The sequence below is a fragment of the Paludibacterium sp. B53371 genome, assembly GCF_018802765.1.
GTDB lineage: Bacteria > Pseudomonadota > Gammaproteobacteria > Burkholderiales > Chromobacteriaceae > Paludibacterium.
Genome location: NZ_CP069163.1, coordinates 331,038 through 357,063, shown reverse-complemented (window position 1 = coordinate 357,063; position 26,026 = coordinate 331,038). Strand labels below are relative to the sequence as shown.

The following is a 26,026-nucleotide window of genomic DNA, read 5'->3' as shown; positions in this document are numbered from 1 at the left end:
AGCGCATCCCCCTTTGCGGAGTCCAGTATGCAAAAGCAAATCCTGCTCGGCTATCATGCCGAATACCTGAAACGCCATCTGCCGCGTTTCGGGATCCAACCCGAGGTCGCCATGGCGTTGCTGACCGATTTGATCCAGGGTCCGGCGCAGCGCAAGGGCGCCCCCCTCAACCCGTGCACACGAAAGCCATCATCCGATGCAAAGGCAAACTGATTTTTCCCTGTGGGCGAATGCCCTGCTGTTTGACATGGACGGCACGCTGGTCGATTCCAGCGCGGTCGTGGAAAAGGTCTGGCATGGCTTTGCCGCCCGCCACGGGCTGGATGCCGCCGCGGTCATGGCGCGTATTCCCGGCCGCAAGGCGGAGGAAAGTGTGGCCCTGCTGGCGCCTCCCGGGGTGGATGTCGCGGCCGAGGCGGCACGGCTGACGGCGGAAGAAGTGGCCGATACCGAGGGCATTGTCGCCTTGCCGGGCGCCGCACGCCTGCTGGCCGCGCTGCCGGATCATGCCTGGGCGCTGGTCACCTCGGCGCCCAGGGTGCTGGCCGAAGCCCGCATGCGGGCCGCCGGGCTGCCGCTGCCGGCGGTGATGATTTGCGGCGAGGAGGTGGAACGCGGCAAGCCGGACCCTGAGGGTTATCTGAAGGCGGCGCAGAGGCTCAAGGTGGCCCCCGCTGACTGTGTGGTGTTCGAAGACGCGCCGGCGGGTCTGCAGGCGGGTCTGGCTGCCGGCATGCAGGTGGTGGCGCTGGCCGGCACCTTGCCGTCCGCACAGCTGGCCGACTTCTGCTGGCTCACCGATTACCGCGATCTGCAGCTGCAACAGCAAAACGGCCGCTTCTGCCTGAGCAGAACGCGGCCGCTGGTGCAGGTGGAGCCGGTCATGGCGACACGTCTTCGCCAAAGTACTTGAGCGACAGACGCCTGTAGGTGCCATCGGCTCGAATCTGGCCCAGTGCCTGATTGATGGCACTGACCAGCGCCGGATTGCCCTTGCGCAGCACCACGCCGGCCGATTCGGCGTTGGCCTCGTAGGCGGCGACTTTCAGCGGGGCATTCGGCTGATGCTTCTTGAAGTCAAAGAAGGACAGACTGTCATTGATGGTCGCATCCGCTCGTCCGGACAATAGCAACTCGACGCTCTCGTTAAATCCCTGCACCGGGATCACCTCGGCGCCGTTGGCCTGGGCCAGGCGGGCAAAGTTGCTGGTCAGTGAATTGGGTGATTTCTTGCCTTTCAGGTCGGCAAAGGACTTGATGCTGTGGTTGTCGCTGCGCACGATCAGTGCCGCCTTGGAGACGATATAGGGCGCGGAGAAATCGTATTTGGTCTGGCGCGCTGGCGTGATCGACACCTCATTGATGACCACGTCGTAACGGGCCACATCCAGCCCGGCAATCAGCCCGTCCCATTTGCCTTCGACAAACTGCGGCTTGACGCCGAGTTTCTGCGCCAGCGCTTCGGCCAGTTCGACATCAAAGCCAACCAGCTTGCCGCTGGCGTCATGAAAGGTGAAGGGGGGGTACGAACCTTCCGTGCCGATTTTCAGTACGCCGGCGGCCTTGATCTGGGCCAGGGCATCGGCGGCGTGGGCACTGGCGGCCAGCAGGGGCAGAACCAGCAACAATAAACGGGGCGCAAATCGATTCATACAGCACTCCTGAGGTCTTCGTGAATAACGTCCCCCGTCAGCGGGGGTGATCAGGGATGAATGTAACAGCCGCGCTTTATTCTGATTAATAACTTAATTTCCGGCTGTCATTACTAAAATATATATATCACCCCTGTCGCACATCGTCCTGAGCCTGCTGCGGGCTGTTACACTCACCAGTCTGACATTGTTATTCATTCATCATGATCATTACACCTGCGACCAGTAGCGACTGGCCGGCGCTGGAGCAGCTCTTCCTGCACACCCGTCTGGCCACTTTTTACTGGCAAACCCCGGCACAGCTGAAGGCCGACAATTTGCGCCAGCAGAGCGAGGGCGAAGCCATCTGGCTGGCGCGCGACGCGACCGGGCAGTTGTGTGGTTTCATCAGCGTGTGGCAGCCCGATCACTTCATCCACCACCTTTATGTCGCCCCCGGCCATCAGGGCCAGGGCATTGGCCGCCTGCTGCTGCAGTCGTTGCCTGACTGGGGCCGCCAGCGTTACACCCTGAAGTGTCTGCAGCAGAACCTGGCCGCCAGGGCTTTTTATGATCGGCAGGGGTTTGTCCAGCTGGCGCGGGGCGAGGGCCCGGACGGCGCTTATTGCCTGCTGGCGCATGAGGGACGAGGCAGCATGATGTATGACCGCAAGACCGCCGACACAATGGACATCTCGCCCGCCACGTCCGCCGAACGCTCGGCGGTGCAAGCGTTTTACACCCTGGTCGGCTACAACGGCAGCTTGCGTGAGACGGACCTGATCATGGTGGCACGCCTGCATGGACAGCTGGTCGGTGCCGTTCGCCTGTGCCTGGAGCAGCAGACCATGGTGCTGCGCGGCATGCAGATTCATCCCTTGCATCAGCAACAAGGCATCGGTGCGCGCTTGTTAGGTGCCTGCATCCCGCACCTGCAGCTGGCGACTGCCTACTGCCTGCCCTATGCCCACCTGCGCAACTTCTATGGCCATGCCGGCTTCGAAACCGTGTCCGCCAGCGAGCTGCCACCATTCCTCGCCGAGCGACTCACCGACTGCCTGGCACAGGGAGAACCCCTGATTGCCATGCGCCGCCACCCCAGCACCCACCGTTGATGGCGCAATGAAAGATTGCGCCCTACAACATCCACGTAGGGCGCATCCACGTAGGATGCATTCGCGTAGGATGCATTCGCGTAGGGTGCATTCGCCGAAGGCAATGCGCCAATGCAATGCATCAATGCAATGCCACAACCGTTGAGGCGCAATTAAAGATTGCGCCCTACCGCCACAGGACACATTCGCGTAGGGTGCATTCGCCGAATGCAATGCCCCAATGCAACGCCCCCATGCCCCCCACCAACGGTTGACATGAACCTCACCGGCTGCCGAGATGAGGCCGCGGGTGTTCGTACCAGTCTCTGGAGCCATTCACGACCCGCACGACCAGCAACATCACCGGCACCTCGATCAGCACGCCGACCACGGTGGCCAGTGCCGCGCCAGACTCGAAGCCGAACAGGCTGATGGCCGTGGCCACGGCCAGCTCGAAGAAATTCGACGCCCCGATCAGCGCGGACGGCGCGGCAATCGCATGCTTTTCACCCAATTGCCGGTTCAGCCAGTAGGCCAGCGCGGCATTGAAAAACACCTGAATCAGGATGGGCACCGCCAGCAAGGCGATCACCAGCGGCTGGCGCAGGATGGCTTGCCCCTGAAAGGCAAACAGCAGCACCAGGGTGGCCAGCAGCGCCGATATCGACCAGGGTGCGATGCGGGCCAGGGTGGCATCGAACACCGCCTGTCCTCTGGCCAGCAGGGCTCGACGCCAGAGTTGGGCCAGGGTGACGGGCAAGACGATGTAGAGCAGCACCGAGGTGAGCAAGGTGCCCCATGGCACGCTGATCGAGGATATCCCCAGCAGCAGGGCGACAATCGGCGCAAAGGCAAACACCATGATGGTGTCGTTGATGGCGACCTGCGACAGGGTGAACAGCGGGTCGCCGCCGGCCAGGCGGCTCCAGACGAAGACCATGGCCGTGCAGGGCGCGGCCGCCAGCAGTATCAGGCCGGCAATATAGCTGTCGAGCTGCCCCGCCGGCAGCCAGGGCGCGAATAGCTGACGCACGAACAGCCAGCCGAGCAGGGCCATGGAAAAGGGCTTGATCAGCCAGTTGACCAGCAGGGTCACGCCAATGCCGCGCACGTGGTGCCGGATTTCATGCAGGGCGGCAAAGTCCACCTTGAGCAGCATCGGAATGATCATCACCCAGATCAGCAGCCCAACAGGCAGATTGACGCGGGCAAACTCGATGGCACCGATGGCATGAAACAGGCCCGGCGCCCACTGGCCGGCCGCGATGCCGGCCAGAATGCAGAGGACAACCCACACGCTCAGATAGCGTTCGAAGCGATTCATGGCCATGGCCGGACGAAGGGGCTGCGCCATCATGCCTGCTCCAGTCCGAGCGCGGCGCACACTGCCGGCACCAGGCGGGCGCGAATGTCGTCGCGCACCGCCAGGAATTGCTGCAAAGGCTCGCCATGCGGGTCATGAAAACCGACATGCAGCTGTTTGACCCGGCGCGGAAACACCGGGCAGCTTTCCCGGGCGTGATCACACACCGTCACCACCAGATCAATCTGCCGGTCCAGCCAGGTATCGACCGATTTGGGCCGCAAGCCCTCGCAGGGCAATCCGGCCATGCGCAGGGCGGTCAGTGCCCCCTCGGCCACTTGCGCCTGGGGCTGGGTGCCCGCCGAGATGGCCTGTACCCGCCCCGCCAGGTCATGGTTCAGAATGGCTTCGCCCATCTGGGAACGGCAGGCATTGCCGGTGCACAGCACCAGCACGGTCGGAAGGTCAGACATTTTGCATGGTCTCCGGTCGGTCGGCTGGCGTGCAGCAGGCTGTTGTCGTCAGACAGGGCGAGCCCTGACAGCAGTTCTGCGTCAGAAAGGCGATCAGTCCATCGACCGATTCATAGTTGGCTGAGTAGTGAATGAAACGGCTGGCGCGCTGACCACGGATCAGGCCAACCCGGCTGAGATGCGCCAGGTGGAAGGACAGCGTGGCCGGCGCCATGGCCAATTGGGCGGCAATGGCACTGGCGTGCAGACCTTGTGGTCCCGCTTCGACCAGCAGGCGAAAGACCGCCAGGCGTGAGGCATGCCCGAGGGCTGCCAGCAATTCGACCGCATTTTCTATTTCCATATTTCCATTATTATCGAATCATCAGCAAAAGCCAACCCTTGTGTCTGGTGCGCACAGGCACAGCTTGCGCCGATTTGTTAGCATGGCGTTTTCTCTTCAAGCCAACCCATCGTGTCCTCCTCTCTGCGCCGACTTGATACGGCCACCCTGTCCGCCCTGCTGCTGATCCTGTTCAATCCGCTGGGGGTCGATCTGTATCTGCCGGCGCTGCCTGCCATTGAACAATCGCTGGGGGGCCATGCCTCGGTCAGCATCAGTGTGTTTGTGTTCAGTCTCGGGCTGGGGCAATTGCTGTTCGGCCCGCTGGCCGACCGGATTGGCAGGCGGCCGGTGGCTTTGTCCGGCCTGCTGCTTTATGCCCTCAGCGCCCTGTTGGCCAGTCACAGTCAGCAGCTGGGCAGTTTTCTGCTGCTGCGGCTGACGCAGGGGCTGGGCGCCAGTGCCAGTGCGGTGTGCGCCTTTGCCGTAATCCGCGACTGCTTCGATGGTGATGCCGCCGCTCGCCGTTACAACCTGCTCAATGGCACGCTGAACATTGTCCCGGCGCTGGCGCCGGCGCTCGGTGGCTGGCTGACGCAGGGCTGGGGCTGGCCGCTCTGCTTTGAACTGCTGGCCGGCGCGGCCTTGCTGGCCTCGCTGTGGCTGGGCTGGCGTATGCCGGAAACGCGCGTCATCCGGGTTGCGCATGCTCGCCCGCTGCCGCTGGCTCGGGTACTGACCCACCCGGCCATGCTGCGTTATGGCTTCTGCTGCTGCGCGGCACTGGGGCTGATCATCAGCTATGTCACGCTGGCGCCGGCGGTGCTGATTGCCCGCGGCGGGCTGTCCGGCGCGGCGTTTGGCCTGCTGTTCGGGGCCAATGCCCTGCTGATCATGGCGGCCAGCTTCATCAGCCTGCGTACCATCGGCCGCTTCAAGCTGCGTCATGTCTTGCGCTTCGGGCTGTTGTTGATGTTGCTGGCCGGCCTGTTGATGTGGCTGTTGGCCGCCCGGCAGGGCGCGTGGCACTACATGCTGCCGGTGGGCGTGCTGGGGATCGGGTTCGCCTGCACGCTGGGTCCGGCCAGCAGTCTGGCCATGGCACCGTTCGGCGAGATGGCCGGGCGCGCCGCCGCGGTGGTGGGCTGTGCACAGATGCTGTTTGCCTCGCTGCTGTCGGCGACGCTGGCGGCCCTGCCCTGGCCGGCTGAATGGGCGCTGGGCGGTGGCATCATTGTGCTCAGTGGGGTCGGCTTGCTGCTGTTGCGGGATCGTCAGGGCGACTGAGTCGGTGCCAGCGGCGTCAGCCGGCGCAGGCGCCAGGCCAGCGCCAGCGCCAGTAGCTGCAACAGCGCGAGCAGCAGGATGACACCCGGCCAGCCGCGTGCCCCGAAGGCCAGACCGGAGACCGATCCGATGATACTGCCGCCCAGATAGTAACAAGCCAGATACAGTGCCGAAGCCAGTGCGCGCCCCTGGCGGGCGCGCAGGCCGACCCAGCTGCTGGCCACCGAGTGGCCGGCAAAGAAGCCGATGGTGCAGAGTGTCAGTCCGGCGATGATGAGCCACAGGCTGTCGGCCAGTGTCAGGCCGAGGCCGGCCAGGACGACGCACTGGGTCAGCCACAGCACATTGCGTCGCCCGACCCGATCGGACAGGCGCCCGGCCCAGGCCGACGACACGGAGCCGACCATGTACAGGCTGAACACCAGCCCGATGGTGCCGGGACTCAGCAGATAGGGGGCCGCTGCCAGGCGGAAGCCGAGATAGTTGTAGACACTGACGAAGCAGCCCATCAGGGCAAACGAGGTCAGAAACAGCCATGGCAGCCCGGCATCGGCCAGATGCGCGCGTGCGGCCTGTGCCATGTCGCCCAGTCGCGTGCGTTGCGGCCGGAAATGCCGCGATGGCGCCAGGTTGTGCCAGAACACCCAGGCACTGCCGGCGCCCAGCAAACCGATCAGCAGCAGTGCCACGCGCCAGCTGAAGTGCTCCACCACCAGCGACGACAGAAAGCGACCGCTCATCCCGCCCAGGGCATTGCCGCCCACATACAGCCCCATCACCCGACCGAGCGAGGCAGGCTCCATTTCTTCTGCCAGATAGGCCATGGCGGTGGCCGGCAGGCCGGACAGGGCCAGTCCGACCAGTGCGCGAAGCAGCAGCAGCTGGCCAAAGCCGGTGGTCAGTGCGCAAGCCAGGGTCAGCAGGGCGGCCAGTGCCAGCGCCGCGCCCATGAGCGGCTTGCGGCCGACCCGATCGGCCAGCCAGCTGGCCGGCAGCAGGCCGAAGGCCAGGCTGGCGGTCGAGGCGGACAACACGCCGCTGGCGCTGGCCGCACTGATCCCGAAGGCCTGGCTGAACTGCGGCATCAGGGGCTGCAGGCAGTAGAGCATGGCAAAGGTGGCGAAGCCGCCGGCAAACATGCCGCGTGCCGTGCGCCAGAAGGCGGGGGTGCCGGCGACCAGACGGGCGGGTTCGGTGCTGCGGGGCAAGGACATGACGGAATCCGTCGAAGAGGTCTGTCGATTGTAAGCGACTTTGCGCTTTCTGGTGACGCTCGTGGTCCAGCAGCCATGGCGGGTGCCTCAGCCCGCTGCCATCGCCGGTCAGGGTGCCCATGCGGATTGTCTGTCCCTGAGCGCTGTCGGTCTGACCATACGGCACCGGCTGCCTGGGGCATTGCGCTATCATCAAGACGCCGAGCCTGACGATGCGTATGCCTTGTGGAGTGACTATGTCGCCGTTATCCCGAACCGCCCTGACCCTGATGATCTGCCTGCCGCTGTCTGCTGCCGCCTGTACCCTGTGGGGGGTGACAGGCTCACAGGCGCCGATGACGCTGATCGCCAAGAATCGCGACTGGCGGCCGGATCACCAGCAGTCGCTGCGGCTGGTGAAACCGGTACATGGCCTGCCCTATGTCGGGCTGTTCGCCGATGGCGGCCGGGCGCCCGGGCTGAAGGCCGGCGTGAATCGTGCCGGCCTGGTGGTGGTGAGTGCCTCGGCCAGCAGTCTGACGCGCGCGCAGCGCGACGCCAGCAGCGGCGAACAGGGGGTGATGCGCCGCATTCTGGCGCAGGACGCGGATCTGGATGCCGTCGAACAGCATGCCGCGCAGTGGTTCGCCCATGCCCGGCCGATGTTTCTGCTGCTGGCCGACCGCCACGGACTGATGCAGGTGGAGATCGGTCTGAATGGCCGCTATGCCCTCAGTCGGCAGCGCGATGGCAGCATGGCGCATACCAATCATTATTTCGACCCTGCCCTGGTGGACGGCGCTCAGCGTATCGGCCAGAGCAGCCGCGTGCGGCTGGCGCGGGTGCGCAGTCTGATCGCCGGGCATCAGGGGCCGTGGGCGATCGCCGACTTTCAGCGGATCAGTCATGACCAGCACGATGGCCCGGATGACAGCCTGTGGCGCCATGGTCGCGAAGATACCCTGGCCGGCTGGCAAGTGGCGCTGCCGGCGCAGGCGGCGCCGCAACTGTGGCTGCGGCTGGCCAACCCCGGGGCGCCGGTGCGTGATCTGCAGCTGACCCTGGACGAGGCCTTCTGGCGGCAAGCCGCCCAGACCCTGGCCGGGGCGGCCGGGCGTTGAGCCTGTCATGGCATGCTCATGACAAGTTAATCATGCCGCCACATAATGAGCCCATGTCGATGGAACTGTCATGAGCAAATACCGCGAACTGGTCGAACACCTGATTCACAGCATCGAGCGGGGGGATTATCTGCCCGGTGAGCTGATCCCTTCGCTGCGCCACAGCGAACAGCATTTCAACGTCAGTCTGAACACGGTGCGCCGTGCCTACGAAGAACTGGAGCGTCTGGGCTATATCGAGGCGCGGCCGCGCAGCGGTTACGTGGTGGCCCGCGGGGCTGCCGGCATGCAGGATCTGCTGGCCGCACCGCTCGGTGCGCCGTTCATCAATCCGCAGCTGCATGACACCCGGGCGCTGACGCGGGCGTTTTTCCATGCCATGCGCCATTACCAGCAGGGGCTGGCGGAGCCGGCGCTGGCCGGTTTGCCGGCACTGCGGCGCCAGCTGGCGCGTCTGGCGCACGGTGAAGGCTGGTCGCTGCATGCTGACGAAATTCTGGTGACCTGTGGCGGGATGGAGGCTTTGTCGCTGGCGATTTCGGCGGTCACGCTCGGGCAGCATGAACCGGGGGTGGCGGTGCTGTTGCCGGCTTTCCCCGGCCTGCTGGGCCGGCTGAACGAGCAAGGGGTGCGCATCTGGCCCATGACCTTGCTGCCGGATGGTCTGCCCGATCTGGCGGCCATCGAACCGGCGCTGTCACAGGGCAAGATTCAGGCCATTGCGCTGATGAGTGTCTATGGTCATCCGCACGGCCAGACCCTCGGTCCGGCCGCCCGGCAGGCCATCCTGCAACTGGCGCAGCAGCACGATATCGCCATCATTGAGGATGATGCCTACCGCTGGCTCGGGTTTCATGCGACCACCCCGGTTCCCTTGCAGGCGATGGATCAGTCCGGACGCGTCCTGCTGTGCAGTACGTTCTCCAAGACGCTGACGCCCGGTTACCGTCTCGGCTGGCTGGTCCCTGGCCGCTATGGCGAGATCTGCCGCCGCCTGAAGCTGGCGCAGACGCTGTCGTCGCCCCTCCCCAATCAGATGGCGCTGGCCGAGTTGCTGGCGCAGGGCAGGCACAAGGGGATGCTGGCGCAGCTGACTGACCGGCTGGCGCAGCAGGTGCGTGCCGTGGAGGGGCTGCTGCACGACAGGTTGCCGTTCGGACGTTTCAGCCCGGCTCAGGGCGGCTATTTTGTCTGGTTGCGTGATCTGCCGGTCGACAGCAGTCATCTGACGGTGCAGGCCCAGCGCCACGGCATCCAGCTGGCGGCGGGCTGGCTGTGCCAGCCCGACGAGGTCGGCCGCCATGCCTTGCGCATCAATGCCAGCTACTACGATCCGGCGCAACAGGCCGCGTTCGACTGGCTGCTGCAGGCGCTGGCACAGCCTGACCTCAGGGCATCAGCAGCCGTGCCGCTTCGCTGACGCGCTGGCCGGGCTCACGCTGATCGACCAGTTCAAACTGCAGGGGATGGCTGCCCGGCGCCAGCACGGAGGGGTCGGCAATCACCGCCAGCTGCACGCTGGCGCTGCCATCGGCCGGTGCACGCAGTGGCTGGCGCAGGTCGGTGCGCACGACGCCGCTGCCGCGGACAGTCAGGGCGTATTGACGCGCCTCTGGCCGGGTATTCTGGATGCGCAGGGTATAGACATTTTCGATCAGGCCATCGGGGGTTTCGCGCGCCATGACCGCCCGGTCACGCAGCACATCGACGCGGAAGGGTTCGCGCCATGCCAGCCCCCAGACCATCATCGCCACCAGGGTGCCGAGCAGGGCGCTGTACACCAGCACGCGCGGACGCTGCCACAGGGTGCGTGCCTGCGGGGTCTCCGGGTTGAGCCGGTCGAGGCGGATCAGGCCGCGCGGCCGTCCGATCTTGTCCATCACCTGGTCACAGGCATCGATGCAGGCGGCACAGCCGATGCACTCATACTGCAAGCCCTGGCGGATATCGATGCCGGTCGGGCAGACCTGCACACAGAGGCCGCAATCGACGCAGGCGCCTTTGCCGGGGCTTTTCAGGCTGCCGCGCGGTTCGCCGCGCCGGGTGTCATAGGTGACCAGCAGGGTATCGGCATCAAACATGGCACTTTGAAAGCGGGCATAAGGGCACATGTGCTTGCACACGCTCTCGCGCAGATGGCCGGCCAGCAGCCAGGTAAAGCCGGCATAGCCCAGGGCAAACAGCCACTCCCATTGTCCGGCGCCGCCGTTGAACCAGCGCGGCGCCAGTTCGCGCATCGGCGAGAAATAGCCGACCAGGGTCCAGCCGGTCAGCAGGCTGAAGGCCAGCATCAGCGCCTGGGTCAGGCTCTTGCGCGCCAGTTTGCCGGCGGACCAGGGCGCGGCATCGCGGCGGCGGCGCTCGGCTGGCGGACCTTCGATCCAGCGCTCGATCCACAGCATGATCTGGCTGTAGACCGTCTGCGGGCAGGAGAAACCACACCACAGGCGCCCGGCCAGGGCGGTCCACAGAAATAGTCCCAGGGCACAGAGAATCAGCGTCCCGGCCAGGTAGATCAGGTCGCCGGGCAGCAGGGTGAGGCCGAACAGATAGCCGCGCATGCTGACGAAATCGAAGCGCACGGCTTGTCGCCCCTGCCAGTCCAGCCAGGGGGTGAGGAAGAACAGCGCCTGGGTGATCAGCACCAGGCCGACGCGCCAGCGATTGAACCGGCCGCTGGTCAACCGTGGATAGAGCTTGATTGGCTGGGCTTGCAGGGGCGTTGCCATCGGGTCGTGCCTCATCGGGAAAAACGTTCCCCGAGGGTAGGCACTCTGTGCCGGCGGCAACAGGCACAGATGGCACGCAATGACGGATACAGGTCCGGACCGGGCCTGTATCTGTCAGGGATGCAGGGGTTCGGTCAGATGCGCACGGTTCTCCGGCGCCGGATAGGGGTCGGGCCAGTATTCCACCAGCCGGACGATCAGGTCGTCCTCGACACTGAAGAAGGAGATGGCGCGTGCTTGTTGCACGCCATCGGTAATGCTGACGTCGCTGACGACTTCATGTTCGTCGGCCACCAACCGGTTGATGGTGAAGCGCCATTTGCCATGTGCCGGGTATTCCTGGTTCATGCGTGCGAAGCGCTCGGCTCCGCGGATGCGTTCATTGGATTGCGGCCATTCCAGCACAAAACCGGGCGCCAGCAGCGGGCACACCGAATGGAAATCATTGCTGGCCATGCGGCGCCAGAATTCGCGCACCACATTCAGGGCAGAGGCTTGGGACATGGGGCACTCCTGAAACAGATGTCGAGGCATTGTGGCATCCTTGCCCCTGCCATGACAACGTCAACATCCATGCCATGGTTCTGCCCATCTTGCCGCACTCAGATCAAAGACTTGGCTTGGCAAACTGCGGTACGCTAGGCGCCCCGCTTGCCCATTTGCAGGACATCATGCAGGTTGATTATCAGGCCATCCTTGAGGATATCGCGCTGGAAGTGGCGCCGCTGACCCATCAGGGGCGCGTGGCCGACTATATTCCTTCGCTGGCACAGGTGCCGCTGGCTCAGTTCGGTATGTGCGTCGTCACGCTGGATGGCCGTTATTATTCGGTCGGCGCGGCTGACAAACGCTTCTCCATCCAGAGTATCTCCAAGCTGTTTGCCCTGACCCTGGCCTTCCGCCAGTTGGGGGATGCCTTGTGGGAACGGGTGGGACGCGAGCCCTCGGGCAATCCGTTCAATTCGCTGGTTCAGCTGGAGAATGAGGCCGGCAAGCCGCGCAATCCGTTTATCAATGCCGGTGCGCTGATGGTGACCGATGTGCTGTGCAGTCACTCGGTCAACGCCCATCTGGCCATTTTGCATTTCCTGCGCCGCCTGAGCGGGCGGAGTGATATCCACTTTGATCACGCCGTGGCCGAGTCGGAAGCCGCCACCGGCCATCGCAATGCGGCCATGGCGCACTTCATGAAGAGTTTTGGTCGCATCCAGTCGCCGGTCGATGTGCTATTGAACAGTTATTTCCACCAGTGTTCGATTGCCATGAGCTGTCGTGAGCTGGCCACGGCGGCGCTGTTTCTGGCCAATCGCGGGGTGGTGCCGAATAGTGGCGAGCATTTGCTGACGGCCAGTGAGGCCAAGCGGATCAGTGCGGTGCTGCTGACCTGCGGCACCTATGATGCGGCCGGTGACTTTGCCTATCGGGTGGGCTTGCCGGCCAAGAGCGGGGTCGGCGGCGGGATTGTGGCCATCGTGCCGGGCGAACTGGCGGTGTGCGTCTGGTCGCCCGGGCTGGATGCCAACGGCAATTCGCTGGCAGGGGGCATGGCGCTGGAGCGCTTTACCACCCTGGCGGGTAACTCCATTTTCTAGGCGACCCGGCGCTCAGACTTTTTTCAGGAAGCAGGCCTTGAGCATGAAGTTGCCGGCATCCATGCGGCAATCCACTTCGTGATCGCCGCCGCTGACCAGGCGGATGCTTTTGACTTTGCTACCCATTTTGAGGGTGATGGAACTCCCCTTGACCTTGAGATCCTTGATCAGGACCACGGCATCGCCATCATGCAAGATGGTGCCGTTGGCATCCTTGACCGGTGCGGCCTCTTCTTCACTGGCCGCTGTGGCGAGCGCCGACCACTCGTGGCCGCAATCGGCACAGACATAGTTGTCGCCATCCGGATAGGTGTTTTCCATGGCGCATTGTGGGCAGGCGGGAATCTGGGACATGCTGCATTCCGATCAAGGTAAAAGAAGGCGAGAGGATAACCGATCCCCCTGATGGCAGAATAGTCTTCTGCCGCGACATTTTCCCGGACCTGTGAGGCAACAGGCCGGTTTCAAGGAGTGATCGATGCTGAGTCCCCGTCTTTCCCTGAGCCGTCATGGCCCGTCTTTTTCCCGCATTGTGGCCGGCATGTGGCGTCTGGCCGACTGGAATCTGTCGCTGGCCGAGCGCATTCGTCTGATCGAGCAGTGTATCGAGCTGGGGGTCACGACGTTTGATCACGCCGATATCTATGGCGATTACCAGTGCCAGCAGCTTTTTGGCGCGGCGCTGCAGCAGGCGCCGGCGCTGAAGCAGCAGATTCAGCTGGTCAGCAAGTGCGGCATCAAGCTGACTTCGTCGCACCGGCTGGAACACCGCATCAAGCATTACGACACCAGCGCGGCCCATATTCTGGCCTCGACCGAACGTACGCTGGCGGAGCTGCAGGTCGAGACGCTGGACCTGTTGCTGATTCACCGCCCCGATCCGCTGATGGACTATGACGAGATGGCCCGGGCGTTTGAAACGCTGCGTGCCGCTGGCAAGGTGCGGCATTTCGGCGTGTCGAATTTCACCCCGCTGCAGTTCGAGGCGCTCAACAGCCGTATTGAGCTGGTGACCAATCAGGTGGAGTTCTCGCCGCTGCAGCTGTCCGCCCTGCAGGACGGGCAGTTCGATACGCTGCAGCGTCACGGGGTCGCCCCGATGATCTGGTCGGCGCTGGGGGGCGGGCTGTTGTTCCGCCACAATGACACTTCGCCGCTGCAGGCGGTGCTGGCCCAGCTGGCGGCGCAATACGGCAGCTCGGTGGCCAGCCTGGTCTACGCCTGGATCATGCAACTGCCCTGCCGGCCCCTGCCGCTCACCGGCAGCGGGCGGATCGAGGTGATCCGCGACGCCGTGGCCGCGTGTTCCTTGTCGCTGGAACGGCAGGACTGGTACCGGATTCTGCAGGCCGCCTGCGGCCACGAGGTCGCCTGAGTCAGGCATGCCGACCCGCCCGCAACGGGGTCGGCATTTTTCTTGTCCGGCCACTAGACGACCGGTCTAATTGATATTATAGTGTGCTCATTGATGCCATCGCCGCAGTTGTCTGCGGATTTTTTTGGCCCACAACCTAGACGACTGGTCTACTCAACAGGATCTGCCATGACACACGCTTCACTGAACAATCGCCGTATCGTGCTGGCCTCGCGCCCGGTCGGCGCCCCGCAGGCCGAGAACTTCCGCCTGGAGGACGCCACGTTGCCCGCGCTGCAAGAAGGGGAACTGCTGGTGCGACAGGTTTATCTGTCGCTGGACCCGTATATGCGCGGTCGCATGAGTGATGCCAAATCGTATGCGGCGCCGGTGGCGATTGATGAGGTGATGGTGGGCGGCACTGTCGGTCAGGTGCTGCAATCCAGGGACCCCGACTTTGCCGAAGGTGACTGGGTGCTGGCCAATGGCGGCTGGCAGGAACTGGCCGTCGTCGCGGCCGGGTCGGTGCACAAACTGGGGCGGGAGGTCGCCGAACCGAGCCGTTATCTGGGCGTGCTCGGGATGCCGGGCTTTACCGCCTATATGGGTCTGCTGGATATCGGCCAGCCGAAGGCCGGCGAGACGGTGGTGGTGGCCGCCGCGACCGGTGCGGTGGGTTCGGTGGTGGGTCAGTTGGCCAAGCGTCTGGGCTGTCGGGTGGTCGGCATTGCCGGCGGCGACGAGAAATGTCGCTACGCCGTGGAAGAGCTGGGCTTTGATGCCTGTATCGATCACAAGGCGGCTGATCTGCCCGGCCGGCTGGCTGCGGCCTGTCCGCAGGGGATTGATGTTTATTTCGAGAATGTCGGCGGTGCGGTGTTCGATGCGGTGCTGCCCTTGCTCAACCCGGCCGCGCGCGTGCCGCTGTGCGGGCTGATCTCTCAGTACAACGCCACCGGCCTGCCGCAAGGCGAGGACCGCCTGTCGCTGCTGATGGGGACGTTGTTGCGCAAGCGTATCCGCATGCAGGGTTTCATTATTTTTGATGATTATGCCCATCGCTATGGCGAGTTTCTCGAAGCCATGCTGCCGCTGGTGAACAGTGGCGCGATCAAGCTGCGCGAAGACCGGGTCGAGGGGCTGGAGAAGGCACCCGAGGCCTTGATGGGTCTGTTGCAAGGCAAGAATTTCGGCAAGCTGGTTGTCCGGCTGGCCTGATCCCTATCCAACATCACGAGGAGCATCATGATGAAGATTTTTTACAAGACCAGTGCCACCGCCATCGGTGGCCGCAGTGGCCATGCCCGTCTGGATGACGGCAGCTTTGATGTGGCGATGTCGACGCCGGGCAGTGGCAAGTCCGGTGTCAATCCGGAACAACTGTTTGCGCTGGGCTATGCCGCCTGTTTCGACAATGCCCTGATTCATGTCGCGCAACGTCTGAAAATGGCGCTGCCGGGCAGCCAGACGCGGGCGGAAGTCGGCATGGGGCAGAATGCCAGTGGCGGTTTTTCGCTGGACGTTGATCTGCATGTCAGCCTGTTTGGCGTCGATCAGGAAAGTGGGGAGAAACTGCTGGCCGCGGCGCATGCCGCCTGCCCCTACTCTAATGCGCTCAAGGGCAATGTCGAGGTACGGCTGCATCTGACGGTGGTGCCGAAGCAGGCTCGTGTGCTGATGGTGCTGACCTCGCACGATCAACTGGGCAATACCGGCCACAAAACCGGCTTCTGGCTGGAAGAGTTTGCCGCGCCCTACTACACCTTCCGCGATGCCGGTGCACGCATTACCCTGGCCTCGCCCAAAGGCGGTCAGCCGCCGCTGGACCCGAAAAGCGATGATCCGGCGTTCCAGACCGAGGAAACCCGCCGCTTCCGCCAGGATCCTGCCGCTCAGGCCGCGCTGGCTGCCACGAGCCCGCTGGCCGGCCTCCATGCGGAGGACTTTGATGCCGTGTTCTATGTCGGTGGTCACGGTCCCTTGTGGGATTTGAGCGAAGATGCCCACTCGATCGCCCTGATCGAGGCTTTTGATCGTCAGCGCAAGCCGGTGGCCGCGGTGTGCCATGCGCCGGCCGTGCTGCGCCATGCCCGTCAGGCGGATGGCCGCCCGCTGGTGGCCGGCAAGCGGGTCACGGGTTTCTCCAATAGCGAGGAGGATGCGGTACAGCTGAGTGCGGTCGTGCCGTTCCTGATCGAGGACGAGTTCAAGCGTCTGGGGGCCGATTATCGCAAGGGCGATGACTGGCTGGCGCATGTCGAGGTGGATGGTCTGCTGATCACCGGTCAGAATCCGGCCTCTTCCGCCCCGGTGGCCGAAGCGCTGTTGCAGCTGCTGTCGCGATAAGTGATTCTCATTGCCGCCCCCGGTTGCCGCATGGCAGCATGGGGGCATTGATCTGCCCGGAGTTATCATGACATCCAATTTGTTGCGTCACCCGATTGTCGGCCTGGACGGCCAGCGTATTGACCCGGCCAGCCTGCAGGGCAAGGTCTTGCTGCTGGTGAATACCGCCAGCCAGTGTGGCTTTACGCCGCAGTTTGCCGCCCTGCAGGCGCTGCATGAGCGCTTTGCCGCTCGCGGTCTGGTGGTGGTGGGCTTTCCCTGCAATCAGTTCGGCAAGCAGGATCCGGGCAGCAATCAGCAGATCGGTGCTTTTTGCCAGAAGAATTTTGGCGTGAGTTTTCCGATGGCCACGCGGATCGAGGTCAATGGTCCGCAGGCACACCCGCTGTGGCGCGAACTCAAGCAGGCTCGGCGCGGGGTGTTGGGCCTGGGCAGGATTCACTGGAACTTCACCAAGTTTCTGGTGAATCGTCAGGGCCAGGTGGTTGGCCGTTTCGCCCCGTTCACCCGGCCGGAAAAACTGGCCGCCCGCATCGAGGCCCTGCTCTAGGGGCCACAGGCATCTTTCCGGCAGGCTCAGCCCGCCGGTTCCAGCAGGCGAATGCGGTGACCATCCGGGTCGAGCAGCACCATGCTGCGGCCATAGGTCATGTCCTGTGGCGGCTGGATGATGCACAGGCCCAGCTGCTGCAATGCATGGTAGCGCTCGTCCACGGCGTCCTCGTCGTCCAGCACGATGACCAGCTCGGCCCCGCCGCCGGCAATGGTCGCCTCCGGCTGCACGCTGTGTCGGGCCCACAGCCCGAGGCGCAGGCCGGTAGGCTGCTCGAACAGGACAAAGGATGGGTCGCTGCGCACCGGCAGGTCGCCGAGCACGGTCTGATAGAACGTGGCACTGGCGTCGGGATCGTCGACATAGAGCAGTACGTGAGAGGGAATCGCCATGGCAGCTCCTGTGCTTGCCTTTCTATTTTCCTGTCATAAACCGTTATAGTTGATTTTTTAGTAGTTTATTAATCTGCATTTGAATAGAGGCCTGCATGCCCCCGCGTCGCGTCATCTTGTCTTTTCTGCTGCTGTCCGCCCTGCTGCATCTGTATATCGGTCTGCGGCTGCTGAGTGCGCCCGGTCCGGTCTCGCTGGCCCTGTTGCTGCTTTCGGTGCTGGTGGTGCCGTTTTCTCTGCTGCTGCGCAGTATTCGCTGGCCGGCCCTGGCCGATGCGCTCTCCTGGATCGGCCTGAGCTGGTTCGGTCTGTTTGCGCTGACATTGAGTTTGACGGCATTGCGGGATGTGGCGCTGCTGGCCATCCGGCTGGTGCATCCGGACTGGCTGGCCAGCTTCTCGCCTGACTCGGCCACGGCGGTCATCTGGCTGTCGCCTTTGTTGCTGCTGGTCGGCATGGCGGGGGCCCGCCGGGTGGCCCGGGTACGACAGGTCACGGTGCCGATTGCCGGTCTGCCGCCCGAGCTGGAAGGGCTGCGTATCGCCCAGCTGAGCGATATCCATGTCGGGCCGACCATCAAACGTGGGTATCTGGCCCGGATGGTGGCGCGAACGAATGCCCTGGGTGCGGACGTGATCGCCATCACCGGGGACGTGGTCGACGGCAGTGTACGGCAGCTGGCCGGGCATACCCGCCCGCTGGCGGACTTGCAGGCCCCGCAGGGGGTCTATCTGGTGACCGGCAATCATGAGTATTACTCGGGGGCGCGCGAATGGATCGCCGAGTTTCGCCGGCTCGGCCTGACGGTGCTGGAAAATCAGCACGTGGTGCTGCCACGCGGATCGCGTTCATGGGTGCTGGCCGGGGTCACGGATTATTCGGCCGGGCACTTTGAAGGGGGGGTGGCCAGCGATCCGCAGGCTGCGCTGGCCGGCGCGCCCGCCGAGGCGGCGCTGCGCGTCCTGCTGGCCCATCAGCCGCGCTCGGCCCCTGCCGCGCAAGCCGCAGGTTTCGATCTGCAGCTTTCGGGGCATACCCATGGCGGTCAGTTCGTCCCCTGGAACTGGCTGGTGCCGCTGCAGCAGCCCTTTGTCGCCGGGCTGCACCGCCTGGGTGATTTATGGGTCTACACCAGCCGGGGTACGGGCTACTGGGGACCGCCGGTCAGGCTGTTTGCCCCGTCGGAGATCACGCTGTTGCGCTTGACGCGCGCATAGAGAGGCTAGCGATTTGATGGCTTTTGGCCGTATAATCAGCGGTTTGAATACGCACCCGCCAGAGCGGCGCGTCACGCCCAAGCCCGTTGAGCCGGTTCAACGGGCTTTTTGCATCGGACATGCGCCCCTGGCCTGACAGGCTGGATCGATTGCAATGAAGAAAGTGTTTATCAAGACCTTCGGCTGCCAGATGAATGAGTACGATTCGGACAAGATGCTCGACGTACTCGGCAGCGCCGAAGGCATGGTCAAGACCGACTCGCCGGAAGACGCCGACGTGATCCTGTTCAACACCTGTTCCGTGCGCGAGAAGGCACAGGAGAAGGTGTTCTCCGACCTGGGGCGCGTGCGTGAGCTGAAGTTGCAGAAGCCCGATCTGCTGATCGGGGTGGGCGGCTGTGTCGCCTCGCAGGAGGGCGAGCAGATCATCAAGCGCGCGCCCTATGTGGACGTGGTGTTTGGTCCGCAGACCCTGCACCGCCTGCCGGAGCTGATCAAGAGCCGCCAGGACAGCGGGCGCTCCCAGGTGGACATTTCCTTTCCGGAAATCGAAAAGTTCGATCATATCCCGCCGGCCAAGGTGGAAGGGGGCGCGGCCTTTGTCTCGATCATGGAGGGCTGCTCGAAGTACTGCTCCTATTGCGTGGTGCCCTACACCCGGGGGGAGGAAGTCTCGCGGCCGTTCGAGGACGTGCTGACCGAGGTGGCCGGTCTGGCGCAGCAGGGCGTGAAGGAAATCACGCTGCTGGGGCAGAACGTCAACGCTTATCGTGGCCTGATGGCCGATGGCAACATCGCCGACTTCGCCATGTTGCTGGAGTATGTGCACGAGATTCCGGGGGTGGAGCGGCTGCGTTTCACCACCAGCCATCCGCGCGAGTTCACCGACCGGCTGATCGACTGCTACCGCACACTGCCCAAGCTGGTCTCGCACCTGCACCTGCCGGTGCAGAGTGGTTCCGACCGCATCCTGATGGCGATGAAGCGTGGCTATACCGCGCTGGAGTACAAGTCGGTGATCCGCAAATTGCGCGCCGTGCGGCCGGATCTGTGCCTGTCATCCGACTTCATCGTCGGTTTCCCGGGCGAGACCGAAGCCGATTTCGAAGCCACGCTGAAGCTGACGCGCGACCTGGCTTTCGATCTGAGCTTTGTGTTCATCTACAGTCCGCGTCCCGGCACGCCGGCAGCCAATTTGAGCGATGACACGCCGCAAGAGGTCAAGGTGCGTCGTCTGGAGGCCCTCAATGAAGTGATTGAGGCCAATCATTACGCGACCAACCAGGCCATGGTGGGCAGCGTGCAACGGGTACTGGTCGAAGGACTGGGCAAGCGGGAGGCGGGTCAGCTGGCGGCGCGTACCGCCAATAACCGGGTGGTGAATTTCCTGGGGCACCCGCGTCTGATCAATCAGATGATCGATGTCCGCATCGTCGAGGCCTTCGCGCATTCGCTGCGCGGCGAGGCACTCATCCAGGACTGAACGGGAGAACACGGCATGTATATTGTTTCGCTGACTTATACCCGTCCGCTGCAAGAGGTGGATGCCCTGCTGGAAGCGCACATTGCCTGGCTGAAGGACGCGTATGCCGCCGGTGTTTTCATCGCCTCCGGCCGCAAGGTGCCGCGCGAGGGTGGCGTCATTCTGGCGCGCGGCGAGCGTGCCGAACTGGATGCCTGGCTGGCCAGGGATCCTTTTGCTGTCGGCGCCGTGGCGCGCTACGATGTGACCGAATTCGTGCCGAGCATGACGGCGCCCGGCTTTGAAGTGCTGACAACGGCGTGACCGTACGCCTTCTGGAGATCTCTGCAACTTGCTGACAGAACCACTGAGTTTCAATCCCGTCGACAATGAGCGCCTGGCCAATCTGTGCGGCCCGCTGGACGAGAACCTGAAACAGATCGAAAACGCCCTGGACGTGGCCATTCAGCGCCGGGGCGAACATTTCAAGATTCAGGGCGAACTGGCCCGCACCGCGGTCCAGGCCCTGACCGAACTCTATCTGCAGGCGGAAAAACAGCCGGTGGACATCGAGGATGTGCAGCTGTGTCTGGTGGAGATTCGCCGCCAGGGTCCTGCGGCAGAACAGGAAGATCGACTGCACCTGCGCACCCGTCGTGGCGAATTGCGCGGGCGCACGCCGCGTCAGGCGCATTACATCAAGGCCATTCTCGAGCACGACATCACCTTCGGTATCGGTCCGGCAGGGACGGGCAAGACCTATCTGGCGGTGGCCTGCGCGGTGGATGCCATGGAGCGCGACCAGGTCAAGCGTCTGGTGCTGGTGCGCCCGGCGGTCGAGGCGGGCGAGAAGCTGGGCTTTCTGCCCGGCGATCTGGCCCAGAAGGTCGACCCCTATCTGCGCCCCCTGTATGACGCGCTGTATGACCTGATGGGTTTCGACAAGGTCACGCGCCTGTTCGAGAAGGGGCTGATCGAGATTGCCCCGCTGGCTTATATGCGCGGTCGCACGCTCAACAACAGTTTCATCATTCTCGACGAAGCGCAGAACACGACGCCGGAACAGATGAAGATGTTCCTGACGCGGATCGGCTTCGGCTCGCGCGCGGTGATCACCGGCGACGTGACGCAGATCGACCTGGCCCGGCACCAGAAGAGCGGCCTGGTGGAGGTCGAGCGCATTCTCGGCCAGATCCGCGGCATTCATTTCCAGCATTTCCAGAGCGAGGACGTGGTGCGCCACCCGCTGGTGCAGAAGATCGTCGACGCTTACGAACAATGGCAGGGTCAGGATGAAAATCGCCAAGCAAAGAACTAGACGACAAGCCGCTGCCCGTCTGCAGCTGGCGATCGAGTTTGTGGTGGACCCGACGGGTCTGCCGGATGCGGCCCTGCTGCGCCGCTGGGCCGAAGCCGCCCTGCTGCCGGACGTGGCGCAGGCGGAAATCGGCCTGCGGGTGGTGGATGAACAGGAAGGCCGCACGCTGAACCGCGACTATCGCGGCAAGGACTATGCCACCAATGTCCTCACCTTTGCCCTGAATGAGGGCGAAGATCCGATCCCCGGCATGCCGCTTTTTGGCGACATTGTGCTGACGGCCGGTGTGGTGGCGCGCGAGGCGGAAGAGCAAGGCAAAACACTGGATGCACACTATGCGCACCTGGTGGTGCACAGCATGTTGCATCTGCAGGGCTTCGATCATCTGGAAGAGGATGAGGCCGAAGCCATGGAAGCGCTTGAAACCGTCATCGTGAAACGGCTAGGATACCCTGACCCCTACGGCGAGGAGCACGCCTGAACATCATGGAAGACCCCAGTAAACCCCGTCCCAACTGGTTTGAACGTTTGTCCGAGCTGTTCCAGCACGAGCCTGAAGATCGCGAGGAACTGGTCGAACTGTTGCATACCGCCTTCGAGCGCAAGCTGCTGGATGCCGATGCGCTGGGCATGATCGAGGGGGTGCTGTCGGTCGGCGAACTGACCGTCGGCGATGTCATGATCCAGCGCAGTCAGATGGATGTGATCCGCGAAGCCGAGCCGATCGAGCGTTTTCTGCCGATGGTGGTCGAAAGTGGTCACTCGCGTTTTCCGGTGATCGGCGAAGACCGCGATGATGTGATCGGCATCCTGCTGGCCAAGGATCTGTTGCGCTACTTCCACAATCCGGAAACCTTCGACCTGGCCAAGACCTTGCGCCCGGTGGTGTTTGTTCCGGAGTCCAAACCGCTCAACGTGCTGCTGAAGGATTTCCGCAGTACCCGCAATCACCTGGCGGTGGTGGTGGACGAATATGGCGGCGTCGCCGGTCTGGTCACCATCGAGGATGTGATCGAGCAGATTGTCGGTGACATCGAGGATGAAACCGACTTTACCGATACCGAAGAACAGATCGTGCCGGTACGCGGCCAACGCCACCGGGTGAGCGCCCTGACCGAAATCGATACTTTCAACGATTACTTCGGCACCCGCTTTGCCAGCGACGATGTCGACACCATTGGCGGTCTGGTGCTGGAGATGTTCGGCCACGTTCCCAAGCGGGGCGACAGCCAGGTGTCCGACGGCATGCGCTTTACCGTTATCAAGGCCGACAGCCGTCGGCTGCAAACCCTTCTGGTAGAAAAAATCCGCAGTGACGCCTGAACGTTCCAAAGCCATGCGCCTCGCGCTGTTGCTGATCCTGGCCACCCTGGCCGGGGTCATGACCCTGCTCGCTTTCGCACCCTATCGCCTCTACTGGGTGATGCCGCTGTCGCTGGCCATTCTGGCCAACACGCTGCAGCGCGGCGGCAAGCATGCCTTCTGGCTGGGCTATGCCTGGGGGCTGGTCGCCTATCTGTGCAATTTCAACTGGATCTTCATCTCGCTGCATGACGTGGCCGGCATGCCGGCGGTGCTGGCCGGGCTGCTGACCTTGCTGCTGCCGGCCTATCTGGCGCTTTACCCCGGTCTGGCGGCCTGGATGACTGTCCGCATCAGCGACACCTGTCAGCATGGCGCAGCCACCCGCTGGCTGGTGCTGTTTCCCGCCAGCTGGACGCTGACCGAGTGGTTGCGCAGCTGGATGCTGTCCGGCTTCCCCTGGGGACAGATTGGTTATTCGCAGATTACCGAGAGTGCACTGGCCGGCTTCGCGCCGATCGGCGGCATTCTGCTGGTGACGCTGCTGGTGGCGCTGACTGCCGGGGCCTTGCAGTTGGCGCTGCAATCCGGCAAGTGGTGGCGCGCGGGTCTGGCCATCGGCCTCGCGCTGCTCTGGGTCTGGGGCATGCAGCTCAAGATGCTGAGCTGGACCACGCCGGTCGGCAAGCCGATCACCGTGGCACTGGCTCAGGGCGATGTCCCGCAATCACTGAAGTGGGATCCGGTCAGTTTCGAATCGACGTTGCGGCTGTATGGTCAGCAGGTCGCCAACACCCGGGCCGATTTGATGATTCTGCCGGAAACCGCCCTGCCGGTGTTTCTGAACGAATTGCCGCCGAATTACGTCGAGGTGCTGCAAAGCATCGCCAGCCACAACGACATGGCGCTGGCGGTCGGCGTGCCGCGTCGCAGCGACAAGGATCCGGCGGGCTATCTGAACGCCGTGGTGGCACTGACCACGCCGGGCATGCCCTATTACGCCAAGGATCATCTGGTGCCTTTCGGCGAATTCATTCCCTTGCCCTGGCTGACCGGCTGGCTGTATCAGCTGATGCACATGCCGCTGGCCGGCTTTTCGCGCGGTGGCAGCGATCAGGCACCACTGGAGATGGCCGGGCAGAAGATTGCCTTCAATGTGTGCTATGAGGACAGTTTTGGCGAGGAGCTGATCGGTCCGGCCGCACGTTCGACCATGCTGGCCAATGTCAGCAATCTGGCCTGGTTCGGCAAGAGCACTGCCGCCAGCCAGCATCTGCAGCTAGCTCAGGCGCGGGCGCTGGAAACCGGCCGCTTCATGCTGCGTTCGACCAATACCGGCATGACCGCCATCATTCGTCCGGATGGCGCGGTGGATGCGATTGCCGCGCCGTTCACCCGCCAGGTGCTGCTGGGCTATGCAGAGGGGCGCAGCGGTCTGACGCCCTATATGCGTTTCGGCAACCTGCCGGTGCTGCTGGCCTGTGCCGCCTTGTTGCTGCTGCCGCTGCTGCGGCTGTGGCGTCGCCCGTCCGGCATCCGGGCGCGCTATCGCGATCATCTGTGAGTCACGGGGCCGGGCCGACCGGCCGGCCCCGATGGACTCAGACCTTGAACTTCGCCACCAGACTGCGCAGCAGCTCGGTGCGCCGGTGAATCTCTTCTACCGCCTGTGAAGTCTGCATGGTCGCCGAGGCGTTGGTATTGCTGCTCTGTGCGATCTGATCGACATGGCGGGCAATGTCGGCACTGACCTCGCCCTGCTGACGCAAGGCTTCGGTAATGTCCTGCACCGCGCTCAACACTGATTCGGCACTTTGCTGAATGCGGCCAACGGCATCGCCCCCCTGATGCATCATGTTCAAGCCGCTTTCCAGCCGCTCGACCGCCTGCGCCATGGTTTCATGGGAGGCATCCGAGCCTTGCTGGATTTCCTCCACCATGGTGGCAATTTCCCGGGTCGCCGAAGCGGTCCGCTCGGACAGTTTGCGCACTTCATCGGCCACCACGGCAAAGCCTCGTCCGGCCTCTCCGGCCCGGGCGGCCTCGATGGCCGCATTCAGCGCCAGCAGGTTGGTCTGATCGGCCACTTCGCGAATGACCTGGACGATGGAGGTAATGTTGGCTGTCTTGGCTGCCAGATCGCCGATGGTCTGCGCCGCCGCATTGACCGAGTCGCCGATGCGGTTCATCTCCCCTTCGGCCTGGCGCAAGACATCGGTCCCTTCGCGCGATAGCTCGCCGGAGACCTGGGACAGGCGTCGGGCCTCCTGGGCATGCTCGGCAATCGATTGAATGCTCTGGGTCATGGACTCGACCGAGGCGGCCATATTGCTGGCTGCCTGGCTCTGTTCGCGCGAGCCGATGGCGACGTGCTCGGCACTCTGGGTGACCTGGGCGCTGGTCTGTCCCAGATGATTGGCGCCGGCCAGAATGTCATTGACCAACTGGCGCAGTTGCTGGCGCATGTCGTCCACGGCGGCCAGCAGGCTGTGGCGGTCGCCGGGCTGCAGCGGCACCGGTTCGTCCAGATGCCCGGCGGCAATGCGATGCACCACGCCGGTGGTGATATCCGGCTCGGCCCCGAGCTGGCGCAGGATGCGGCGGGTCACCAGGGCGCCCAGTGCCAGCAACACCAGCAAGGACAGGGAGACCTGCAGCAGCAGCCAGCGCATCTGGGCATAAAAGGCATGGTCGACATCATCCAGATAGATGCCGGTGCCAATGATCCAGTGCCAGCCGGGTGTCGTCATCAGGTAGGAGACTTTGGGTTGCGGGGTATCGAACCCCGGTTTGTCCCAGATATAGGCGGCAAAGCCCTTGCCGTTGCCCTGTGCCAGCGTCTGATCGAACAGCTCACCCAGATTCTTGCCGCCGGCATCGTGCAGCCCGTGGGCATCCTTGCCGAGCAGGGCTGGTTTCACGCCCTGCACCAGATAGTGCATGCCGGCGTCGAAGCCAAAGAAATACTCTTTCTGGTCGTAGCGCATGGCCGAGAGGGCGGCCTTGGCCATCTTTTGCGCCTGATCCAGCGGCACCTGCCCCTCGGCAGCCATGGTTTCGAATCGGCTCACGGCACTGACGGCCGACTCGACCTGATTGCGGATTTTGTCCTGACGATCCTGCAACATGATGTCGCGCTGATTGAGGATGCTGAATCCCCCCTGGACACAGATCAGGAGTGCGGCAAAGGCCATCAGGGCGATGAGCCTGAGCCTGAGACTCATGCCTTTGGATGCTGCTGTAATCATATCCCCTCCGCATCGGGCTTCGCCCGTTTGTCATTATTTATATATTTAGATTTTCAATACGTCATTACTTATAAATCACAGTTTAGTAT

At 63.5% G+C, this 26,026-nt stretch carries 28 protein-coding genes; 18 read left to right on the top strand and 10 right to left on the bottom strand.

The features are described 5' to 3' along the window. The first annotated feature begins 27 nt into the window (after positions 1-27). Positions 28-213, top strand: a complete 186-nt coding sequence (locus JNO51_RS01745; RefSeq protein WP_215780671.1) for a hypothetical protein — start codon at positions 28-30, stop codon at positions 211-213. Next, entirely contained in the window at positions 197-913 is a 717-nt protein-coding gene (locus JNO51_RS01740; protein ID WP_215780669.1) for an HAD family hydrolase, read from the top strand. The genes JNO51_RS01745 and JNO51_RS01740 overlap by 17 nt, the downstream gene beginning before the upstream one ends. Here the strand turns inward: JNO51_RS01740 and JNO51_RS01735 are convergent. Then, a complete protein-coding gene (locus JNO51_RS01735) occupies positions 882-1,652 on the bottom strand; it encodes an amino acid ABC transporter substrate-binding protein (protein WP_215780667.1) in 771 nt (256 codons plus the stop codon). The genes JNO51_RS01740 and JNO51_RS01735 overlap by 32 nt on opposite strands. Positions 1,653-1,855: 203 nt before the next feature. On the opposite strand from JNO51_RS01735, the gene JNO51_RS01730 reads away from it, so the two are divergent. After that, positions 1,856-2,746 (top strand): GNAT family N-acetyltransferase, encoded by an 891-nt coding sequence (locus JNO51_RS01730; RefSeq protein ID WP_215780664.1) that lies wholly within the window; start codon positions 1,856-1,858, stop codon positions 2,744-2,746. A gap of 262 nt (positions 2,747-3,008) precedes the next feature. On the opposite strand, the gene arsB is transcribed toward JNO51_RS01730, so the two are convergent. The 3 genes from arsB to JNO51_RS01715 are packed head-to-tail and all read right to left on the bottom strand — an operon-like array spanning position 3,009 to position 4,844. Then, the gene (gene arsB, locus JNO51_RS01725) at positions 3,009-4,079 is read right to left on the bottom strand and encodes an ACR3 family arsenite efflux transporter (protein ID WP_252346152.1); all 1,071 of its coding nucleotides are present in this window, start codon (positions 4,077-4,079) and stop codon (positions 3,009-3,011) included. Next, positions 4,079-4,501 carry an arsenate reductase ArsC gene (locus JNO51_RS01720; protein ID WP_215780660.1) on the bottom strand — a complete coding sequence of 141 codons (423 nt, stop codon included), beginning with the start codon at positions 4,499-4,501 and terminating at the stop codon, positions 4,079-4,081. The genes arsB and JNO51_RS01720 overlap by 1 nt, the downstream gene beginning before the upstream one ends. Beyond that, the gene (locus tag JNO51_RS01715; protein WP_215780657.1) at positions 4,494-4,844 is read right to left on the bottom strand and encodes a helix-turn-helix transcriptional regulator; all 351 of its coding nucleotides are present in this window, start codon (positions 4,842-4,844) and stop codon (positions 4,494-4,496) included. Before JNO51_RS01715 ends, JNO51_RS01720 begins: the two co-directional genes overlap by 8 nt. Before the next feature lie 111 nt (positions 4,845-4,955). Here JNO51_RS01715 and JNO51_RS01710 point away from each other — a divergent pair, with 111 nt between their 5' ends. Beyond that, complete coding sequence (locus JNO51_RS01710) at positions 4,956-6,110, top strand: multidrug effflux MFS transporter (RefSeq protein WP_215780655.1); 1,155 nt, start codon at positions 4,956-4,958, stop codon at positions 6,108-6,110. Here JNO51_RS01710 and JNO51_RS01705 read toward each other — a convergent pair. Continuing rightward, complete coding sequence (locus JNO51_RS01705) at positions 6,098-7,324, bottom strand: MFS transporter (protein WP_215780653.1); 1,227 nt, start codon at positions 7,322-7,324, stop codon at positions 6,098-6,100. The genes JNO51_RS01710 and JNO51_RS01705 overlap by 13 nt on opposite strands. Positions 7,325-7,560: 236 nt before the next feature. Between JNO51_RS01705 and JNO51_RS01700 the strand changes: the two genes are divergently transcribed. Both JNO51_RS01700 and JNO51_RS01695 read left to right on the top strand, forming a co-directional pair. Then, positions 7,561-8,424, top strand: a complete 864-nt coding sequence (locus tag JNO51_RS01700; protein WP_215780650.1) for a carcinine hydrolase/isopenicillin-N N-acyltransferase family protein — start codon at positions 7,561-7,563, stop codon at positions 8,422-8,424. Positions 8,425-8,494: 70 nt separating this feature from the next. After that, complete coding sequence (locus JNO51_RS01695; RefSeq protein ID WP_215780647.1) at positions 8,495-9,844, top strand: PLP-dependent aminotransferase family protein; 1,350 nt, start codon at positions 8,495-8,497, stop codon at positions 9,842-9,844. Here the strand turns inward: JNO51_RS01695 and ccoG are convergent. Both ccoG and JNO51_RS01685 read right to left on the bottom strand, forming a co-directional pair. Next, positions 9,813-11,153, bottom strand: coding sequence for a cytochrome c oxidase accessory protein CcoG (gene ccoG, locus JNO51_RS01690; RefSeq protein ID WP_215780645.1), 1,341 nt, complete (start codon positions 11,151-11,153; stop codon positions 9,813-9,815). The two genes, JNO51_RS01695 and ccoG, sit on opposite strands and share 32 nt — an antisense overlap. A gap of 114 nt (positions 11,154-11,267) precedes the next feature. Then, on the bottom strand, positions 11,268-11,657 hold the full coding sequence (locus JNO51_RS01685) for a nuclear transport factor 2 family protein (RefSeq protein WP_215780628.1): 390 nt from the start codon (positions 11,655-11,657) through the stop codon (positions 11,268-11,270). Between the two features lie 167 nt (positions 11,658-11,824). Between JNO51_RS01685 and JNO51_RS01680 the strand changes: the two genes are divergently transcribed. Further along, complete coding sequence (locus JNO51_RS01680) at positions 11,825-12,745, top strand: glutaminase (RefSeq protein ID WP_215780627.1); 921 nt, start codon at positions 11,825-11,827, stop codon at positions 12,743-12,745. A 12-nt stretch (positions 12,746-12,757) separates the two neighbouring features. On the opposite strand, the gene JNO51_RS01675 is transcribed toward JNO51_RS01680, so the two are convergent. Next, positions 12,758-13,099 (bottom strand): zinc ribbon domain-containing protein YjdM, encoded by a 342-nt coding sequence (locus JNO51_RS01675; RefSeq protein ID WP_215780626.1) that lies wholly within the window; start codon positions 13,097-13,099, stop codon positions 12,758-12,760. 124 nt (positions 13,100-13,223) lie between these two features. Here JNO51_RS01675 and JNO51_RS01670 point away from each other — a divergent pair, with 124 nt between their 5' ends. The 4 genes from JNO51_RS01670 (at position 13,224) to JNO51_RS01650 (ending at position 16,995) form a co-directional block, all read left to right on the top strand. Continuing rightward, on the top strand, positions 13,224-14,120 hold the full coding sequence (locus tag JNO51_RS01670; protein WP_215780625.1) for an aldo/keto reductase family oxidoreductase: 897 nt from the start codon (positions 13,224-13,226) through the stop codon (positions 14,118-14,120). Positions 14,121-14,288: 168 nt separating this feature from the next. Beyond that, a complete protein-coding gene (locus JNO51_RS01665; RefSeq protein ID WP_215780624.1) occupies positions 14,289-15,317 on the top strand; it encodes an NADP-dependent oxidoreductase in 1,029 nt (342 codons plus the stop codon). 27 nt (positions 15,318-15,344) lie between these two features. Continuing rightward, entirely contained in the window at positions 15,345-16,445 is a 1,101-nt protein-coding gene (locus JNO51_RS17305; RefSeq protein WP_252346151.1) for an Ohr family peroxiredoxin, read from the top strand. Between the two features lie 67 nt (positions 16,446-16,512). Beyond that, on the top strand, positions 16,513-16,995 hold the full coding sequence (locus tag JNO51_RS01650) for a glutathione peroxidase (RefSeq protein WP_215780621.1): 483 nt from the start codon (positions 16,513-16,515) through the stop codon (positions 16,993-16,995). A gap of 26 nt (positions 16,996-17,021) precedes the next feature. Here the strand turns inward: JNO51_RS01650 and JNO51_RS01645 are convergent, their stop codons facing one another. Continuing rightward, complete coding sequence (locus tag JNO51_RS01645; RefSeq protein WP_215780619.1) at positions 17,022-17,390, bottom strand: VOC family protein; 369 nt, start codon at positions 17,388-17,390, stop codon at positions 17,022-17,024. 95 nt (positions 17,391-17,485) lie between these two features. Here JNO51_RS01645 and JNO51_RS01640 point away from each other — a divergent pair, with 95 nt between their 5' ends. The 7 genes from JNO51_RS01640 (at position 17,486) to lnt (ending at position 24,253) form a co-directional block, all read left to right on the top strand. Next, entirely contained in the window at positions 17,486-18,607 is a 1,122-nt protein-coding gene (locus JNO51_RS01640; RefSeq protein WP_215780616.1) for a metallophosphoesterase, read from the top strand. Between the two features lie 154 nt (positions 18,608-18,761). Next, a complete protein-coding gene (gene miaB, locus JNO51_RS01635; RefSeq protein WP_215780613.1) occupies positions 18,762-20,090 on the top strand; it encodes a tRNA (N6-isopentenyl adenosine(37)-C2)-methylthiotransferase MiaB in 1,329 nt (442 codons plus the stop codon). Positions 20,091-20,105: 15 nt separating this feature from the next. Then, a complete protein-coding gene (locus JNO51_RS01630) occupies positions 20,106-20,393 on the top strand; it encodes a YciI family protein (RefSeq protein WP_215780611.1) in 288 nt (95 codons plus the stop codon). A gap of 28 nt (positions 20,394-20,421) precedes the next feature. Then, complete coding sequence (locus JNO51_RS01625; RefSeq protein WP_215780608.1) at positions 20,422-21,387, top strand: PhoH family protein; 966 nt, start codon at positions 20,422-20,424, stop codon at positions 21,385-21,387. Continuing rightward, entirely contained in the window at positions 21,362-21,868 is a 507-nt protein-coding gene (gene ybeY, locus JNO51_RS01620; RefSeq protein WP_215780606.1) for an rRNA maturation RNase YbeY, read from the top strand. Before JNO51_RS01625 ends, ybeY begins: the two co-directional genes overlap by 26 nt. Before the next feature lie 5 nt (positions 21,869-21,873). Further along, on the top strand, positions 21,874-22,710 hold the full coding sequence (locus JNO51_RS01615; protein WP_215780587.1) for an HlyC/CorC family transporter: 837 nt from the start codon (positions 21,874-21,876) through the stop codon (positions 22,708-22,710). Further along, positions 22,700-24,253 carry an apolipoprotein N-acyltransferase gene (gene lnt / locus JNO51_RS01610; protein WP_252346150.1) on the top strand — a complete coding sequence of 518 codons (1,554 nt, stop codon included), beginning with the start codon at positions 22,700-22,702 and terminating at the stop codon, positions 24,251-24,253. Before JNO51_RS01615 ends, lnt begins: the two co-directional genes overlap by 11 nt. Positions 24,254-24,290: 37 nt before the next feature. On the opposite strand, the gene JNO51_RS01605 is transcribed toward lnt, so the two are convergent. Further along, entirely contained in the window at positions 24,291-25,937 is a 1,647-nt protein-coding gene (locus JNO51_RS01605; protein ID WP_252346149.1) for a methyl-accepting chemotaxis protein, read from the bottom strand. Positions 25,938-26,026: the final 89 nt, after the last annotated feature.

Coding starts and splice junctions, on each gene's coding strand:
- JNO51_RS01745 (WP_215780671.1), top strand. CDS start 28: ATGCAAAAGCAAATCCTGCTCGGCTATCATGCCGAATACCTGAAACGC.
- JNO51_RS01740 (WP_215780669.1), top strand. CDS start 197: ATGCAAAGGCAAACTGATTTTTCCCTGTGGGCGAATGCCCTGCTGTTT.
- JNO51_RS01735 (WP_215780667.1), bottom strand. CDS start 1,652: ATGAATCGATTTGCGCCCCGTTTATTGTTGCTGGTTCTGCCCCTGCTG.
- JNO51_RS01730 (WP_215780664.1), top strand. CDS start 1,856: ATGATCATTACACCTGCGACCAGTAGCGACTGGCCGGCGCTGGAGCAG.
- arsB (WP_252346152.1), bottom strand. CDS start 4,079: ATGGCGCAGCCCCTTCGTCCGGCCATGGCCATGAATCGCTTCGAACGC.
- JNO51_RS01720 (WP_215780660.1), bottom strand. CDS start 4,501: ATGTCTGACCTTCCGACCGTGCTGGTGCTGTGCACCGGCAATGCCTGC.
- JNO51_RS01715 (WP_215780657.1), bottom strand. CDS start 4,844: ATGGAAATAGAAAATGCGGTCGAATTGCTGGCAGCCCTCGGGCATGCC.
- JNO51_RS01705 (WP_215780653.1), bottom strand. CDS start 7,324: ATGTCCTTGCCCCGCAGCACCGAACCCGCCCGTCTGGTCGCCGGCACC.
- JNO51_RS01700 (WP_215780650.1), top strand. CDS start 7,561: ATGTCGCCGTTATCCCGAACCGCCCTGACCCTGATGATCTGCCTGCCG.
- JNO51_RS01695 (WP_215780647.1), top strand. CDS start 8,495: ATGAGCAAATACCGCGAACTGGTCGAACACCTGATTCACAGCATCGAG.
- ccoG (WP_215780645.1), bottom strand. CDS start 11,153: ATGGCAACGCCCCTGCAAGCCCAGCCAATCAAGCTCTATCCACGGTTG.
- JNO51_RS01685 (WP_215780628.1), bottom strand. CDS start 11,657: ATGTCCCAAGCCTCTGCCCTGAATGTGGTGCGCGAATTCTGGCGCCGC.
- JNO51_RS01680 (WP_215780627.1), top strand. CDS start 11,825: ATGCAGGTTGATTATCAGGCCATCCTTGAGGATATCGCGCTGGAAGTG.
- JNO51_RS01675 (WP_215780626.1), bottom strand. CDS start 13,099: ATGTCCCAGATTCCCGCCTGCCCACAATGCGCCATGGAAAACACCTAT.
- JNO51_RS01670 (WP_215780625.1), top strand. CDS start 13,224: ATGCTGAGTCCCCGTCTTTCCCTGAGCCGTCATGGCCCGTCTTTTTCC.
- JNO51_RS01665 (WP_215780624.1), top strand. CDS start 14,289: ATGACACACGCTTCACTGAACAATCGCCGTATCGTGCTGGCCTCGCGC.
- JNO51_RS17305 (WP_252346151.1), top strand. CDS start 15,345: ATGATGAAGATTTTTTACAAGACCAGTGCCACCGCCATCGGTGGCCGC.
- JNO51_RS01650 (WP_215780621.1), top strand. CDS start 16,513: ATGACATCCAATTTGTTGCGTCACCCGATTGTCGGCCTGGACGGCCAG.
- JNO51_RS01645 (WP_215780619.1), bottom strand. CDS start 17,390: ATGGCGATTCCCTCTCACGTACTGCTCTATGTCGACGATCCCGACGCC.
- JNO51_RS01640 (WP_215780616.1), top strand. CDS start 17,486: ATGCCCCCGCGTCGCGTCATCTTGTCTTTTCTGCTGCTGTCCGCCCTG.
- miaB (WP_215780613.1), top strand. CDS start 18,762: ATGAAGAAAGTGTTTATCAAGACCTTCGGCTGCCAGATGAATGAGTAC.
- JNO51_RS01630 (WP_215780611.1), top strand. CDS start 20,106: ATGTATATTGTTTCGCTGACTTATACCCGTCCGCTGCAAGAGGTGGAT.
- ybeY (WP_215780606.1), top strand. CDS start 21,362: ATGAAAATCGCCAAGCAAAGAACTAGACGACAAGCCGCTGCCCGTCTG.
- JNO51_RS01615 (WP_215780587.1), top strand. CDS start 21,874: ATGGAAGACCCCAGTAAACCCCGTCCCAACTGGTTTGAACGTTTGTCC.
- JNO51_RS01605 (WP_252346149.1), bottom strand. CDS start 25,937: ATGATTACAGCAGCATCCAAAGGCATGAGTCTCAGGCTCAGGCTCATC.